The organism is Pseudomonas trivialis, from assembly GCF_001439805.1.
Classification (GTDB): domain Bacteria; phylum Pseudomonadota; class Gammaproteobacteria; order Pseudomonadales; family Pseudomonadaceae; genus Aquipseudomonas; species Aquipseudomonas trivialis.
The window spans coordinates 277,920-293,596 of sequence record NZ_JYLK01000001.1 but is presented as its reverse complement, the minus strand read 5'-3'; the positions used below and the strand labels follow the sequence as shown (position 1 = coordinate 293,596).

The window sequence follows — 15,677 nt, the reverse complement described above, 5'->3', positions numbered from 1 at the left end:
TTGGATCAGGCCATGTCAGAAGTCGCCCTCGCCTCCGCCCCACTGACCGCCCCGTCGGTTATTCAGGCACTGCTCGCAAAACTCGCCATCCCCTACACGGAAGTCGCCGAACACGCGGGCCTGAACCCAGCGCGAAAGGTCCAGGCAGTCTTGTTGGAAGACGCGGTAGGCGCCCTGATGGTGCTGCTCCCCCAGAACCAGTTGCTCGACCTCAACCGCCTCGCCGAACTCACCGGCCGGCGCCTTACGGCCGTGGCGCCGGACCGCGTCAAGCGCATGCTCAGCAAACACGACCTGAACCTGCTGCCGGGCCTGCCGCCATTGACCAGTTCGCCGTGCCTGTATGAAGGCAGCCTGCTGAACGAGCCCAGCCTGCTGGTGCATTCGGGCGAAGCCGGTCTGCTGCTGGACATCCCCACCGACGCCTTCAAGACCCTGCTCACCAAAGCCAGCGCCGCGCAGTTCGGCGAGCCGCTGCGCAATATCCGTCCCAACCTCGACCGTCCCAATGACGACCGCGAGGAAATCACCCAGGCGATGCAGGCGTTCACCGCCCGCCGTATCCAGCAACGCCTGGAAGCGACCATCGAAATCCCGCCGCTGGCCGACACTGCGCAGAAGATCATCAAGCTGCGTGTCGACCCCAATGCAACCATTGATGACATCACCGGGGTAGTCGAAACCGACCCGGCCCTGGCCGCCCAGGTCGTCAGCTGGGCCGCGTCGCCGTACTACGCCTCGCCGGGCAAGATTCGCTCGGTGGAAGACGCCATCGTGCGCGTGCTGGGCTTTGACCTGGTGATCAACCTGGCGCTGGGCCTGGCCCTGGGCAAGACCCTCAGCCTGCCCAAGGACAACCCGCACCAAGCCACGCCGTACTGGCACCAGTCGATCTACACCGCCGCCGTCATCGAAGGCCTGACCCGCGCCATGCCGCGCGCCCAGCGACCGGAAGCCGGCCTGACGTATCTGGCCGGCCTGCTGCACAACTTCGGTTACCTGCTGCTGGCCCACGTGTTCCCGCCGCATTTCTCACTGATCTGCCGGCACCTGGAAGTCAACCCGCACCTGTGCCACAGCTATGTGGAGCAACACTTGCTCGGCATCAGCCGCGAACAGATCGGCGCCTGGCTGATGCGCTTCTGGGACATGCCGGACGAACTGGCCACCGCGCTGCGCTTCCAGCACGATCCCGCCTATGACGGTCAGTACGCCGAATACCCGAACCTGGTGTGCCTGGCCGTGCGCCTGCTGCGCAGCCGGGGCGTAGGCTCCGGGCCGGATGAGGCGATTCCGGATGCGCTGCTGGCACGGCTCGGGCTGAGCCGCGAGAAGGCGGAAGAGGTGGTGGGCAAGGTGCTGGATGCCGAGGTGCTGTTGCGCGAGCTGGCATCCCAGTTCAGCCAGGGCTGAATGTATATCCAACTCGGTCTGCCTGAAACCCTACTTCTTTTTCTTCGGCCTCAAATACTTGGTCAGCCCCTGAAACCAGATCACCAGCGCCGGGTTGCCCTTGATCTGGATTGACTTGTCCTGAATCCCCGTCATGAACGCCAGCTGCTTGTTCTTCGCCTGCATCGTGGCAAAGCCGTAGGCGGCATCCTTGAACGCAATCGCAAACGCCGGCGCGGGGTGCACACCTGAGCGGCTGGTGATGCGCTGGTCTTTGACGATGAAGTGGCGGGCAACCTTGCCGTCGAGGGTTTGCAACTGGAAGGCCAGGTCTTTATCGCCCAGCTGTTGCTGGAAGGCAGGATTGGTGCGGCTGGCTTTGCCCATCATCAGGCCCAGCACCCACAGCAGGAGACGAAATTTCATGCACACGGCCTCGGTGTAATTATTGAGTGGCCGCAGCAGTTTAACGATTTGCCAAAAGAACGCCACCGATCTGGCGCATTAGCGGAAGATCGGCTGGCGTTTGACGCTTATAGCAGCATGTTGCTTAAACAGCCGGGCAAGGCACCGGTGCCCAATCGGCCAGGTTCGGATCGCGGCATGTGCCTTCGATCTGGGTTTTACCGGCGTTGGCTACCTGCTTGCTTTCAGCCTGCTTGGCCTGCACGGTCTGGATGCTCTTCTCGGTGGTCACGGCTTCCTTCGGCACCACCGGCAGCGGAGGACGCTTGGTCACGGCTTTGCCGCCGGTTTTTTTCTTGCCTGAGGCCGCCGCAGGGGTCGTCGTATCAGCGGTCGCCACCGTCACCACGTCGTTACGCTGCACACCCACTTGCTGCAGGTCTTTTTCGTAGGCTTGGGTGTAGTTGTTCAGGTCTTCGCTGGCCTTGCCGTTGACCGCAACGATCAGGTCATTTGACTCTTTCAGGCCCGAGACGATTTCCGCCAGGCGCTTGCGGCCTTCGGTGTCGTTGACAGTCTTGGCCTTGCGGTCGGCCACCAGCTTGGTGAATGCGCTCTGGTAGCACTGTTGCGAAGCCTTGGCGTAGGCGGTGCTGCGGTCGATGTCGGCGGCGCTTTTGTTGAAGTCGGTCGAGTACGACGCGATGCGCTGGTTGTCATCGCTGATCTGCTTCTGGCGCTCGGTGTAGTAACCCGCCGCGCCCCCGGCCAGGGCGCCGCCCGCCGCGCCGATGGCGGCGTTACGACCACGCTTTTCCTTGTCGCCGGTCAGGGCGCCCAGCAGTGCACCGCCGGCGGCGCCGATGGCTGCACCGGTAACGACTGACCGCGTCATGTTCGAGTCGGTGGCACGCAAGTGCTGCACCGGCTCGTAGCAGTTGGGGTAGTACTCGACCTTGGTGGTGGACGCGACTTTGCCGGCCGGCGAAGTGGCGCAACCGGTGAGGACCGTGCTGAAACCGGCCGCGATCAGCAGCAGGTGACGCTTGGAGACCGCCTTACGGGAAAAAAGCATAGGTTGTGTTCTCTTTTAAGTTTGACATGCCCAGCACGGCCCAACGCCGTCTGAGTCCCTTCCAAGCTCGCTGCAACCAACGGTCAAGACCGCTGACCGCTCGCTGCGAGCAATTCCTTCAAGATCGCCGCCGGGTCGGCCCGCTGTTGCTTGCGGTAGTTGCCGACATGGCGAACGAACAGTGTCGCGCGCGTCACCAGGCTCTTGCCGAGCACTGGCTTGCGATCCAACTCTTCCTTGATCCGTTGAAACTGCGCCTGGATCACCGCATCGGTGTAGCGCGTGCCGGTCGCCAGGTTATCGATGTAGATCGCCACCGCGCCGTCGAGGGCGCTGCGGCCGTTGGTGATCGCCATGGCCAACAGCTCGGCGCTGGCGGTGTCCTTGTTGTCCAGCGCCTGCTGGCGACTCTTCTGCAGGTTGGCCAGGCGGATGTTGTAGTTGCCGATGGTCTCGGCCACCAGCGCCGCCGACTGAATCAGGTTGCCCGCCGCTTCCTCGCGTTGCTGGGCGATCAGCGAGACGTTGCGCTTGAGCTCTTCGTTGACCAGCCCCAGCTCGGCTTGCAGCTTGGGATCGACACTGGTGGCGATGATGCTGTCCAGGCGCTTGGTCGGGTCCTGGGCGTCGTCGATGGCGTCGGTCAGCGAGGCCAGTCGGCCTTCTTTCTGCCACTGCGCAAACAGTTCCTTGTAGCGAGAACGCGGCGCCGACAGCGCGCCAATCGCCACGCGAAAACCCGTGGTCTCGTTGCTTTGCTCGGTGCCGTCGGCGGCAAACAGCGGGTATTCGCGGCGCATGCCGGTAAACAGCGTGCCCTCGCCTTCCAGGTAATTGCCGCCCTTGACCACAAAGCCACCATAGGTACCCTGGCGGCGGCCGGCGTGCACCAGTTGGAAGGATTCCTGGACCATTTCTGCCGCGTTGCCGATCACATCGAACAGACCGATGGGGTTGGGCAACTTTGTGCCGATGGGCATCAGCCGCGCAGCCTGGCCGGTGCCGCCGGCAACCTGATTGAACACCGCCCAATCGGCCAGCGGGCCATCGCTTTCGCTGCCTTCCAGGCGACGCGGGAACAGCCGCCCTTCCAGGTCCTGGCGGCTCACCGCCTGACCACCGCGTGCGGCGAACTCCCATTCCACTTCGGTCGGCAGGCGCACAAAGCCCAGGCCGCCGTCCTCGGCCGAGGTGCCGCGACCGCTCACCGGCAGCAGGTCTCGGTGGTATTTCATCAGCCAGGCGCTGTACACCGCCGAGAAGCGCTCGGCCTCAAAGCGCGACAGCTTGACCTTGGGCAAACGCCCGGCCATGCCGCCGGGCACATCGCACGCAGGCGCCGGCTCGCCGCTGGCCAGGGACTGCGCCTGGGCCATGACCTGGGCGTACTGGCGCGCGGTCACTTCGTACTTGCCGATGAAGTAGAGCATCGGCTTGAGCGGGGTCTTGGCGTCCGTCTTGGGCATCAAGGGCGCGATGACCTTGTTCCAGCCCTGCGGCAAGTCCTTGAGGGTGAACTGGCCGTTGATGAAGTCGCGGCGGTAGCCGGAGATAAACGACTGCTGGTAGCCGGCCTCGCCTTCGGCAAAGGGATAGCCGAGGCTGATCTCGCGGTCGTCCAGGGTGCCCTGGGCCAGCACGTAGGCGTAGCGGAACACCATGTTGCCGTCGCAGGGCAGCGGCAGGCTCACGTCGTCCGGCAACGGTTTGGGATTGTCGAGCTTGTCGCTTGCCTCATCGGCCCAGGCCAGCGAGGCCAGGCTCAGCGCCACGCAGGCGCCCAGTAATTTATACATCTCTGATTCCTTCAGAAGCCTGGATACGTGCCACTCGCCAACCGCCACACGCCGCCGCCACGGCGCTCACGCCGAGCACGGCCACCAGTGCCACGCCGTAATGCCGCGCCAATAGATGACTGGCATGTTCGCCCGGCACCTGCACGAACAACCGATTCAAACCTGTCTCGGCCAGGCCATACAGCCCGGCACTGAGTACGGCGGCAATGCCTGCGCTGTACAGCGCCTGCACCATCACAAACAACAACAACGCGGCAGTGGAAAACCCCAACAGACGCAGCACCGACAATTCGCGCCGCTTGCGCGCCACCGCCGCCAACGCACCGGCAAGCATCGCCGCAAACGCACCCGCCAGGGCCAGCCCGGCGATGATCCAGAATACGATCGACAGGTTGCGGCTTAACGACTGCACCTGGGCGATGGTGTTCGCCTGGGTCGATACCAACAGGTTCTGCCCGGCGAAATACACGCGCAGCGGCTCCACATCGGCGAGGCTGCGCGCGTACAGGCGGAACGCCGGATACACCCGCTGCTCGACTGCACTCATCTCATCACCCGGCCAACCCAATGCCGGCACCGCGCCGCCATCGCGGTAATCTTCCGCCGCTTCGAGCAAGGCCAGGTCAGCAAACAGACCGTCACGGGGGAAGGCCTCCAGCGGCAACACCGCCAGCACCTGCACCCGTGTGCGCTGTTCTTCCACACGCCCCGCTACCTGACGGGCGAAGCGGGCCTCCAACAGATCCCCCGGCCGCGCCGCGAGCCTCTCGGCGGCGGTATGGCTCAACACGATCTGGTCCAGGCCTTTCGGGATTGGCAAACCATCCAACAATGGATCACCCGCCGCGGTCGGGAGCATTTCCAGCACCCGCGCGCCCACCTGCGCCGTCGCCGCAATCTGCCGCGTACGCGGGATGGCAAATGACACATCGGAGCGCTGGCCGAGCTGCTCGATCAATGCGCTGCTGAAGCGACCGCCACCCAGCGGAATAATTTCACGGGTGGCGGGGTCCGTCTCCAGGCGTTCGGTCAAACTGCTGACCAGTCCAAATTTCAGGCCGAACAACACCAGCAACGGCGCGATCACCGCCGCCAGCGCCAGCACCGAACAGGCCGACAGCCAGGCGTCCCTGCGGTAGTCCTGCCAGGCGAGCGAGGCCACCAGAGCGATGCGCATCAGCAGGCCTCCCCGAGGGTTGCGGTAACGCCGCCATCGGCATCGCGCCGGCAACTGATGCGCCGCACCGGCAAGCCGCTGGCGCGGGCCAGCGGTTCGTCATGGGTGGCGATCACGCAGGCGGCGCGCTGCTCACGGGCCCGATCCAGCAGCGCCTGCATCACCCGCTCGGCGTTCAGCGGGTCGAGCGAAGCGGTCGGCTCGTCCGCCAGCACTAACTGCGGCGCATGGGCCAGGGCGCGCGCGCAGCTCACCCGTTGGCGCTGGCCCACCGACAGCGCGGCCGGCGGCTTGCCCATCTGGTCGCTGATGCCCAGTTGCTCGGCCAACCGCGCCACGCTACCGTCGTCCTCAAGCCCCAGCAGTTGCCGGGGCAAGGCGATATTGCCGCGCACATCGAGAAACCCCAACAGGCCGCCGGTCTGCAGCACATAGCCCAGGTGCCGACTGCGCAACGCAGCCAGGGCCGATTGCTGGTCGGCGCGCCACAGCCCACCGATGTCCTGTTGATGAAATTCAAACTGGCCCACCTGGTCCGGCGCCAGCACCAGCGCCAGCAGGTCCAGCAAGGTGCTTTTGCCACAGCCACTGGGGCCCACAATCGCCACCTGCTCACCGGCACGCAACGCCAGCGCCGGAATCACCAGGCTGTAGCGCTGGCTGCCGACGCCCCGGCTCTTGTGCACCGCGCAGAGGTTCAACATCACGGCAGCGTCGACAAAGGCACGCGGTACAACGCGTCGCCCGGCTCGGCATCGCCGAATCGAACCCAGTTGGCCACGTCATTGTGGAAGGTTTCGTAGAGGCGGATTTTCGAATCCAGCTCGTCGATAAAGTCTTCCTGCTCGGCCACGCTCAACGACAACCACAGGTCCTGAGTCATGTTCAGCGACTTGCTGCGGTACGGCAGGCCCTCCAGGTATTCGCCGAGAATACCGCCGTCGGCCAGGTTGCCGCCCTTGCGCAAGGCTTGCGGGTCGCGGCTCATGTAGGCCGAAGCGCTGGCGATTTCCTGGAAGAAGTCCCTGGGCGAGGTCTGGGTCTTGCGTGCGGCATCGACGATCAGTTTCAGCGACTGCTGCAAGTCGTTGAGCTGCAACTTGGTCAGCATCACGCACACTTGGAACGCCGGCAGCGCCGGGTTGGTGAGGTCACGGTCGGCGGTCCAGGCGCTCACCAGTTGCGGCGCCTGGCTCGCGGTCTTGCGGCCAAGGAAATCCATGTGCATCGCATAGCCCACCGCTGCCGACTTGTCCGCCAGACTCGGCGCAGCGCTCAACAACGGCACCGGCTGCGGCGTGTTGCTGCGCACCTGGTGCACCAGGTTGGCGAACACCGTGCCGATCTCATCGACACGCTCGCCCAGTTTGCGCACATCACCACCGGGCACCGGCGTATACAGGTCGCCGATCTGCGGGTTGGCGTCGGCCGTAAGGATGCGGTACTGGCTCTCGGCGCCGGCATGGGTTTTCTTGCCGGCATCGGTGCGCAGGTGCAGGGCGTAGACCTTGATCTGCTTGCCCAGCGCGGCCTGGCGCACTTCGGCTTCGTTCATCTGGGTGGCGGCGAACGGATCGTTCTTGCGCAGCGCGCCTGCATCGGTCACCAGCAGGATGATGCGCCCGCCGTAGCCGGACCAGTCCATGCCTTCCACGGCCTGCATCACCCCGGCAAACGCGTCTTCGTTGAATGAATGGCTCGACACGTTGGAAGCCTTGACCTGGCGCGCCATGTCGAGAAAACGCTGTGGGTCGCGGCCCTGGTCGAGGCTGATCAGGGTCTTGGCCACGTATTCCAGGCCAGGGGTTTTCTTGATGCTGTTGCGAAAGCCCACCAGGCCAAAACTGACGCTGTCCAGCTCGCCGCGCTCAGCGATGCGGGTTTGCAGCTCGTGCACCACATCGCGAATCTGGTCGATGTAGGGCTGCATCGACACGGTCGTGTCCACCACCATCACCACCGCGGTGCGGAAAGCGTCGGCGTTGATTGCAGGCGTGGCGGGCCTGGCCACGGCGCTGCTGCCGGGGTCGATGGACGCCACGTTGAGCAACTGCACCGGCTGGCCGTTTTCGTCGAAGCGCTCTTTGGAATCGAAGATCGGCAACAGGTAGAACTGGTTCTGCGGCACGGCGCTGGCGGCAGGCTCCAGGGCCAACACCTGCTGATTGTCGTCGCTGTTTTTCTGCGCCCTGGCCAGGGCATTTTTCGCGGCGGACGGGTCTGCCAGCAGCTTTTCCACCTCGCCGGGCTGGCGCAGGAACATCACCGGCGCACGCCCCGAGCGTTCGGTGAACTTGAGCACCAGGCTCTGTTTCCAGTCGCTGACCTGGGAGGCCGGCAGCCAACCGTCGCTGCGTCCATCGGTGGCGGCGCCCACGCGCACCCAGGGCTGGCCGCCGGCCGTCTTGCGCTGGTACACGTAGAGCACGGAGAACGCCGGGAGCGCCTTGCCGGACGCACCGCCGGCGTCGCTTGCAAGCGTTGCACCGGGCTTGCTGAGCACGCGCTGGAACAGGGTTTTCTTGCCGGCCATCAACAGCGGGCGCTGGCCGCCATCCACCTCGGCCACCGCCGCAGGTGCCGTGACGGCCCTGGGCACTGCGGCCGCCGGCGGCGTGGCCGGCTCATTGTTGCCGCTCAACCACCAGAAGCTCGCGCCGCCAATGGCCAGCGCCACGGCAACCGCCACGGCGGCCAGGGCCAACACCGGCCCACGGTGCTGCTCGGACACCGCGCGATGCTGGGTCGGCGTCACCACCGGCTGACGCACCACTTGCGGTTGCGGCTTGGCGGTCGGGATCTCGATGGATTGGGGCGTGATGCCCGCCAAGTCGAAACTCATCGGCATCGGCAGCGGCCGCACCAGGGTGGCCTCCGGGGAATCCATCGGCAGTTGATCGAGCGCAACCAGCAACGCCGCCGCATCCGCGAACCGCTCGGCCGGGTCCTTGGCCAGCAGCTTGCGCAGCACACCCTGATAACGCCCGTGGTGCACCGGCAATTCCGGCAACGGTTCGGTGAGGTGCGCCAGCGCCGTGGAGAGTGCATCAGTGCCGTTGTAGGGCAGCTTGCCAACGAGGATTTCGTAGAGCACCACGCCTAGCGCGTACAGGTCGGCGCGGCCATCGATCTCCTGGCCCCGCGCCTGCTCCGGGCTCATGTAACTCGGCGTGCCCACGGCAAACCCGGCCTGGGTGAACTGGGTGCGGTCGTCGAGGGACTTGGCGATGCCGAAGTCCGACAACACCGCTGTGCCATCGGCGCGAAACAGGATGTTCGCCGGCTTGACGTCACGGTGCACCAGACCCTGGGCATGGGCATACCCCAGCGCCGAGGCGATCTGGCGGATCAGCGTCACCCCCTGCTGCGGCGTCATGCCGGCGGCGATACGCTCCTTGAGCGTGCCGTTGGGCAGGTATTCCATGGCCATGTAATACAGCTCACCGACATTGCCGATGTCATGGATGGTCACCGTGTGCGGGTGCGACAGCCGCGCCAGGGTCTTGCCCTCGCGCAGGAAGCGCTCGCAGAAACTCGGGTCGGCCGCCAGCGCCGCCGCCATCACTTTCAGGGCGACCTTGCGCTCCAGCGAACGCTGGGTCGCCAGGTACACGCTGGCCATGGCGCCCTCGCCGATCTCGCCGTCGATGTCGTAACCCGGGATCAGGATGTTCATGCCGATACCTTCACGACGATGGCGGTGATGTTGTCCGGCGCGCCCCGGTTGAGCCCCAGGTGCACCAGGCTGCGCACGATTTCATCGGGTGCGTTGTGGCCGAGTACTTCGCGGATTTCGTGGTCTTCGACGGTCTTGGTCAGGCCGTCGCTGCACAACAGGTAACTGTCGCCGGGAGCGATCAGCAGCTCCACCGCCGCCAGGTTCAACTGGGCCTCCACGCCCACGGCGCGGGTGACGATATTGGCGCGCGGGTGCGTGCGGGCATCGGCTTCGCTGAGCAGGCCGCTGTCCTGCAGGTCCTGCACGTAGCTGTGGTCGCGGGAGATGCTGTCGAGCACGCCGTCGCGCAGGCGATACAGGCGACTGTCGCCGGCCCACAGGCACACGCCGCGCAGGCCACGGGCGGCGAGCAGCACCACGGTGCTGCCCATCAGGCTGACGCCACGGTTGGCGGTTTCTTCGCGCACGGCCGTGTTGATGCGGACCAGATCGTTGCGCAGCGCCGCTGTGTATTCGTCGAGGGAACGGCCCATCGCCACACTGCGCAGGCTGTCGACGATCAGGCTGCTGACATAGTCCCCCGCCGCGTGCCCGCCCATGCCGTCAGCCACCACCCACAGGCGGTTTTCCGGCAGGTCCAGGCACGCGTCTTCATTGACTTGGCGCACCATGCCCACATGGCTTTTGCTCGCGGATTTGTACGTCGCCCCCATCTACACCACACCTTCTTGTCCGAGCAAAAACTGCGCAAAATCGTCGGTGGCAGGCAAGCCCTGGCACCGTAATAAACCGGGGGCGATCCGCTGCGAACCACGGCCCCACCACAGGCTGGCACCCTCGCAGGCCTGTTCGGCCAGCGCGGCCAGTCGCCCGTGGGGCAAGGTGGCGGCCACCCGTTGCAGGCCGGCGAAACGGCTGTCGACCGCACGCGGCTCGGTCGCCGGTACGCCAAGCCGGTCGAGCCCGGCATTGAAACCTTCGAAGGTAGCGCCGGCATCCAGGGTACTCAGCAACAGTTCTTCGGCCTGTTCGAACCAGGCATCCGGCCCCCCCACCAGCGAGGCCGGGTTGGTGTCGTGATCGAGCAGGGCCACCACCGCCAATGGAAAATAACGCCCCACCCGATCAATACTTGGCATCACCACGCCCGCCGCGGCATCCGGCCCGCACACGCCTGGCGCCAGCACAAAGCGCCACAGCGGGCTCACCAGGTAGACGTTGAGCCAGTCGCCGCCCAGGCTGTTCTGGCTGGCGAGCAGGCCCGCCGCCAGCCAGCTGTCCCACGGGCCGACAAAACTCTGGGGCAAGGCGCGGCTGACAAAATCGCCTCGGCTGGCCAACTTGCCGTAGAAGCCCAGGGCGGTCATAGCCGCTCCGGCAGGCTGAAGCCACTGAGTACGCGGCTTTTGAACGGGTTGAACGCACTGTTGGCGCGCAGTTCGTAGGCGATGCTCGCACCGTCCACCCGCAGGCGCAGGTTGAAACGGTCCGGCGAGTTGCCGGCGGTAAGGTCCGATTGCTCCAGCAGGCGGAACCATGCCCACGGGCCGTCCAGCGTCACACCGGAGCGGCCACTGGCCGACGGCGGCATGATGGAAATGCGCACCACGCCAATGCTGCCGGGGTTCGGCCATTGCATCGCCACCGGGCGACTCGGGCCGTGGTCGTAGCTCAATTGCTGGCCGTCGAGGTCGAGCAGAAATTGGGTGATGGTCGGGTCCATCGACACCGGCTTGAGTTCAAAGCGCACGATGGGCTGGGTGCCCCCCGCTCTAAAGAACGCGTCACGAATCGCCGCCGCACGCTGGAAGGTTTGCAGCACGCCCGGGGCGATCCCGAGCTTCTGCGCCGCGCCCGGCTGCCAGCGCCAGGTCTGGCTCGACGTGTCCACGTAAGGCTGCAGGTACTTGCGAAAGTAGTTGTCCATCACCCCGCCCACGCCAAAGAACTGGCCGAAGTCATCCAGGGTCGCGTCGCGCGCGCTGCCCGGTGACATCGGATAGCGCCCGGCCAACGACTGGCGGTACACATTGACCACCTCGCTGACCCAGGCCGCGTTCAGTTGATTACGCACCCCACCCATCATGCTGTTGGTGGTGGAATTGACCACCGACTTGACCATGCCCTGCACCAGCGGCGGCTGACGTTCGGCATTCAGGCTGACCCGCGTGGCCGCAGCAGCCGCCTGGTTCTTCGCTTCGCCCAGCAGCGCATCGCCGCTGGCGCCGACCATCGCACTGACCTGCACATACAGCGCGTTCATGTCCGCGAGCAGGCCGTCGATGGCAGCGGGTTCGCCTTCGTTCTTGCTGACGATGCTGTTGAGTTCAGCAAAATGCGCGGTTACCGGATCATCCGCCGCCACCGGGGCATTGGCAGTGGGTTGTTCCTGGCCGAGCAGGCTGCCCAGCCGCTCCTTGAGCTTGTCGACGCCGCCTTCCACCGGCACGCCCTTGGCCACCAGTTGACGCTCTTCGGCTTGCAGATCGGTTTCCCTGGCCACCGCCACCAGCAGTTTTTTCAGCGGCGACGTCGGCCCGGAGATCACCCGCAGCACATCGGCCGCCTGGGCCACGCTGGTGATGGGCACGAAGTCGATGTCCGCGAGCAATGCGTCCCATTGACGCTGGTAATCCTGGAAGTACAAGCGGCGCACGTCGGCGGCCAGGCTCACCACGTTCTGTTGATCGGCCGGTTCATTGCCCAGCACCCATTGCTCTTCCGCCAGGGTGCCGGTCTGGTTGAGGCTGCTCAGCAGGAACGCCTGGCGATACCCCTTGGCGGTAAAAAACCCGCTCAATGGCTCGCCCAACGGCTTGCCGCTCTTGCGGCTGAACACCAGCGCGGCATCCCGCCCGGCCGCCTCATTGAGGCGAAAGTCCGGGATGCCGTCGGGCAATTTCTGGCGCTTGACCCGGTCATACACGCGCTGGGCTACCGGCAGTTGCTGTAACTGGCGACGCAGGTCGTCGATCAGGCGCGGGTCCAGTCGCGCATTCGGCGGATGGCGGTCGAACAGCGCCTGCAAATGCCCGGTCAGCGCCTGGCGCTGATCGGCCGGCAGGTCCCGTGGCAGGTTACGATCCCAGTCCAGCGCGATCCACGCTTTGATAAAGTCCGGGTCGTAATGCTCGCTGTCGGCCAGCATCAGGTAGGCCTTGAGGCCTTCGTACAGGAAGTCCGAATTGCCGCCGCCGTGCAGTTGCTCTTCGATGCGCGTCACCAGACGGGGCGCAAACACGGCGATCAACAGCTTGCGGTAGACGCTGGCGGATTCGGCTTCGAGCATGTCGCCCTGATACAGCCCCAGGCCTTCGGACCAACTGGGCGAATCGCCCGCGAGGTTCTTCACCGCATTGAGCAGCGGCAGCACGGCGAGCACGTCGCGCTGTGCCGGGCTGAGGTTTTGCAAGGTCTGGCCCAGGGGCGCGACCTTCTGGTCAACCTGGGCGATATAGGCCTGGTTGGCGCGATAACTCACCCACCACACAGCGCTGACCACCACGACCAGCGCGACCGTGGCGGCGAGAACGCCGCGCGCCAGCCATTTGCGCCGCCGCTCGACCTTCGGGTTCACGCCAACCAGTCCACGCTCGGCAAACGCCACGGCGGTGAAGAGTTTTTCGATGAAGTAACTGCGCCCAGTGCCGCTCTGGCGTGCCAGATGCTGGCGGTCCAGGTTCATGCTCTGGGCCATCGCACCGATCAGGCGATCGATCGGGCTGCCTTCCTGAGTGCCGCTGGTGAAGTAAACGCCGCGCAACAGCACGCGCTCTTCGAACGCATTGGGCTTGAACACGCCTTCGAGGAAGCTTTGCAGGCAATCCTTCAGCGCACCGAACTGCTGCGGGAAGCCGTAGATCAGGTCGCGTCGCGCCGGGTCGCGTTCCTGTTGCAGGCGCTCCACCAGGCGCTCGTTGAGACGCTGTTCCAGGCCGGCAAATTCGCTCTGCAGATGGGCCAGCGGGCTGTCGCTGTTTTTCCCCTCGTCCAGGGCAAAGGTCATGCCCCATACCTGGGCGCGATCTTCCTTGCTCAGGTTGTCGAAGAACTCCATGAAGCCCGGCACCAGGTCGAGCTTGGTCAGCATCAGGTAGATCGGGAAGCGCACGCCCAGCTGGGTGTACAGCTCCTGGATACGCAGGCGGATCGCGGCGGCATGGGCGGCGCGCTCGGCGTCGCTGCCGAGCAGCAAATCCGACAGACTGATGGCGATGAACGCACCGTCGATGGGGCGGCGCGAGCGCTGCTTTTTCAGCAGGTCGAGAAAGCCCAGCCACGCGGCCTTGTCCACCGTCGAGTTGCTGTCCTGGGTGGTGTAGCGGCCGGCGGTGTCGAGCAGTACCGCCTGATCGGTAAACCACCAATCGCAATTGCGCGTGCCGCCGACCCCACGTACCGCACCGGCGCCAAGCTGGGCGGCCAGCGGAAAATGCAGGCCGGAATTGACCAGCGCGGTGGTCTTGCCCGACCCCGGCGGCCCGATGATCACGTACCACGGCAGCTCGTAGAGGTTGCGCCGCTCATCACCGCCCAGCTTGGCTTTTTTCAGCAGCGCCAGGGCTTCGTCCATGCGCTGGCGCAGGGTCGACAATTCTTCGGCAGTGGCCACGCTGTTGGGGTCCGCCGGGGTGTCGGCAGTGAGGCTGCGCAGCACTTCGGCGGCCTGGCGGCGGGCCTGGATGATGCGCCACACGCGGTAGCCGACCCATACCGCAAACACCAGGATGATCAGCGCCCAGCGCCGCCCTTCGGGCACCAGCACGTCGAGCAACGGCCCGACAAACCAGATGATCAGGCTGAGGGCGATCAGGCCCAGCAGCGGGATCACCCAGCGAATCATGAAACTGAAAAACGCCTTCACTCGACGCCCTCCGCCAATACAGTGATTTCAACCCGACGATTGCGGGCACGGCCTTCTGCGGTCGCGTTGGTCGCCAGCGGTTCGGTGTCGCTGCGGCCTTCGGCACTGAAGCGCTCGGCCTGGCCGGTCTTGGCGGCGAGAATCTCCAGCACCGACTTGGCCCGCGCCTCGGACAAGGCCCAGTTGGACGGGAAGCGCAGCGTGGCAATCGGGCGGTTGTCGCTGTGGCCGGTAACACGCACCTGACCCTTGACCTTGCGGATGGCATCGGCGATGCGCAGCATCAACGGCTGGTAGTTGTCGACGATGCTCGCGCTGGCCGAGGCGAACAGCTCGTCACCCTTGATCGTCACCACGGAGCGGTCGACCTTGTCCTCCACCGCAACGCGACCGGCCTTGATGTCTTCGGCCAGAAAGCCCGCCAGGCGCGGCCGTTCGATGACTTTGGGCTGCGCCACCGGACGGTCGATGGCCTGCACCGGGATCTCGCCCAGGGCGTGGATGTTCTTGAACACCGGCTCCGCGTCCGCGGCCAGCTTCAGGCGCAAGCCGAACAGCAACGCCAGCAGCAGCGCCAGGCCGATGGCCACGGCGATCCACGGCGGCATGAACTGCGCCAAGCGATCACGCGCCACGGTCACGCCGCGCCAGTGCGGCGACAGCTCGCGCTCATGCTCGCCACGGGCACTGCGAATCGCTGCGGCGGTGCGCTCACGCAGCGCTTCGAGCTGGCTGCGACCGTCGTTCATTACGCGGTAGCGGCCTTCGAAACCCAGACACAGACACAAGTACAACAGCTCCAGCAGGTACAGGCGTTCCCGCGGGCTTTGCAGGCAGTGGTCGAGCAACTGGAAGACCTTTTCGCCGCCCCAGGCTTCGTTGTGCACGGTGATCAGCAGGCTCTGTTTACCCCAGTCACTGGTGCTGCCCCACGGCGTGCTGAGCACGGCTTCATCGAGGGCCGTGCACAGCGCGTAACGCGCCAGCAGCACTTCGTTGCGCGGGATGCCGGCGGCTTCGGCGCGCTCTTCGAACTGGCGCAGGTAGGCCAGCAACTGCGCGCGCAGGCTGGCCGGCGCCGGGTGGGCGATGGTGTTGCGCAGGCGCGTCAGCAGCGCCAACAGCGGGCCGGCAGCGCTTTCCAGCGGGTTGAGGCCCTGGCTTTTACCGGTGAGGATCGGCGCCGCCGGCATCGCCAACGGGGCAGGCTCGGCACGCGCAGGTTCCGGCGCGCGGCCTCCCGGGCGCGGCATGAACTGGGTGCGGTCATCGTCATTGGGATGCATCGC

At 65.5% G+C, this 15,677-nt stretch carries 11 protein-coding genes; 1 reads left to right on the top strand and 10 read right to left on the bottom strand.

The genetic code is table 11. The features are described from left to right. Positions 1–12 precede the first annotated feature (12 nt). Complete coding sequence (locus TU79_RS01290; protein WP_057006347.1) at positions 13–1,413, top strand: aminoacyl-tRNA deacylase and HDOD domain-containing protein; 1,401 nt, start codon at positions 13–15, stop codon at positions 1,411–1,413. Positions 1,414–1,443: 30 nt separating this feature from the next. On the opposite strand, the gene TU79_RS01285 is transcribed toward TU79_RS01290, so the two are convergent. The 10 genes from TU79_RS01285 to TU79_RS01240 form a co-directional block, all read right to left on the bottom strand. Continuing rightward, a complete protein-coding gene (locus TU79_RS01285) occupies positions 1,444–1,818 on the bottom strand; it encodes a hypothetical protein (protein WP_057006710.1) in 375 nt (124 codons plus the stop codon). Positions 1,819–1,942: 124 nt separating this feature from the next. Beyond that, positions 1,943–2,872 carry a type VI secretion system-associated lipoprotein TagQ gene (gene tagQ / locus TU79_RS01280; protein ID WP_057006346.1) on the bottom strand — a complete coding sequence of 310 codons (930 nt, stop codon included), beginning with the start codon at positions 2,870–2,872 and terminating at the stop codon, positions 1,943–1,945. Positions 2,873–2,955: 83 nt separating this feature from the next. Next, the gene (locus TU79_RS01275; RefSeq protein ID WP_057006345.1) at positions 2,956–4,668 is read right to left on the bottom strand and encodes a formylglycine-generating enzyme family protein; all 1,713 of its coding nucleotides are present in this window, start codon (positions 4,666–4,668) and stop codon (positions 2,956–2,958) included. Beyond that, complete coding sequence (locus TU79_RS01270; protein ID WP_057006344.1) at positions 4,661–5,845, bottom strand: ABC transporter permease family protein; 1,185 nt, start codon at positions 5,843–5,845, stop codon at positions 4,661–4,663. The genes TU79_RS01275 and TU79_RS01270 overlap by 8 nt, the downstream gene beginning before the upstream one ends. Beyond that, entirely contained in the window at positions 5,845–6,549 is a 705-nt protein-coding gene (locus TU79_RS01265; protein WP_057006343.1) for an ABC transporter ATP-binding protein, read from the bottom strand. Before TU79_RS01265 ends, TU79_RS01270 begins: the two co-directional genes overlap by 1 nt. Then, entirely contained in the window at positions 6,549–9,521 is a 2,973-nt protein-coding gene (locus tag TU79_RS01260) for a serine/threonine-protein kinase (RefSeq protein ID WP_057006342.1), read from the bottom strand. The genes TU79_RS01265 and TU79_RS01260 overlap by 1 nt, the downstream gene beginning before the upstream one ends. Further along, complete coding sequence (locus TU79_RS01255) at positions 9,518–10,237, bottom strand: PP2C family protein-serine/threonine phosphatase (RefSeq protein ID WP_057006341.1); 720 nt, start codon at positions 10,235–10,237, stop codon at positions 9,518–9,520. Before TU79_RS01255 ends, TU79_RS01260 begins: the two co-directional genes overlap by 4 nt. Further along, positions 10,238–10,891 (bottom strand): type VI secretion system-associated protein TagF, encoded by a 654-nt coding sequence (tagF, locus tag TU79_RS01250; protein ID WP_057006340.1) that lies wholly within the window; start codon positions 10,889–10,891, stop codon positions 10,238–10,240. Beyond that, on the bottom strand, positions 10,888–14,388 hold the full coding sequence (gene tssM, locus TU79_RS01245) for a type VI secretion system membrane subunit TssM (protein ID WP_057006339.1): 3,501 nt from the start codon (positions 14,386–14,388) through the stop codon (positions 10,888–10,890). The genes tagF and tssM overlap by 4 nt, the downstream gene beginning before the upstream one ends. Beyond that, the gene (locus tag TU79_RS01240) at positions 14,385–15,674 is read right to left on the bottom strand and encodes a DotU family type VI secretion system protein (RefSeq protein ID WP_003231678.1); all 1,290 of its coding nucleotides are present in this window, start codon (positions 15,672–15,674) and stop codon (positions 14,385–14,387) included. The genes tssM and TU79_RS01240 overlap by 4 nt, the downstream gene beginning before the upstream one ends. Between the last annotated feature and the right edge of the window lie 3 nt (positions 15,675–15,677).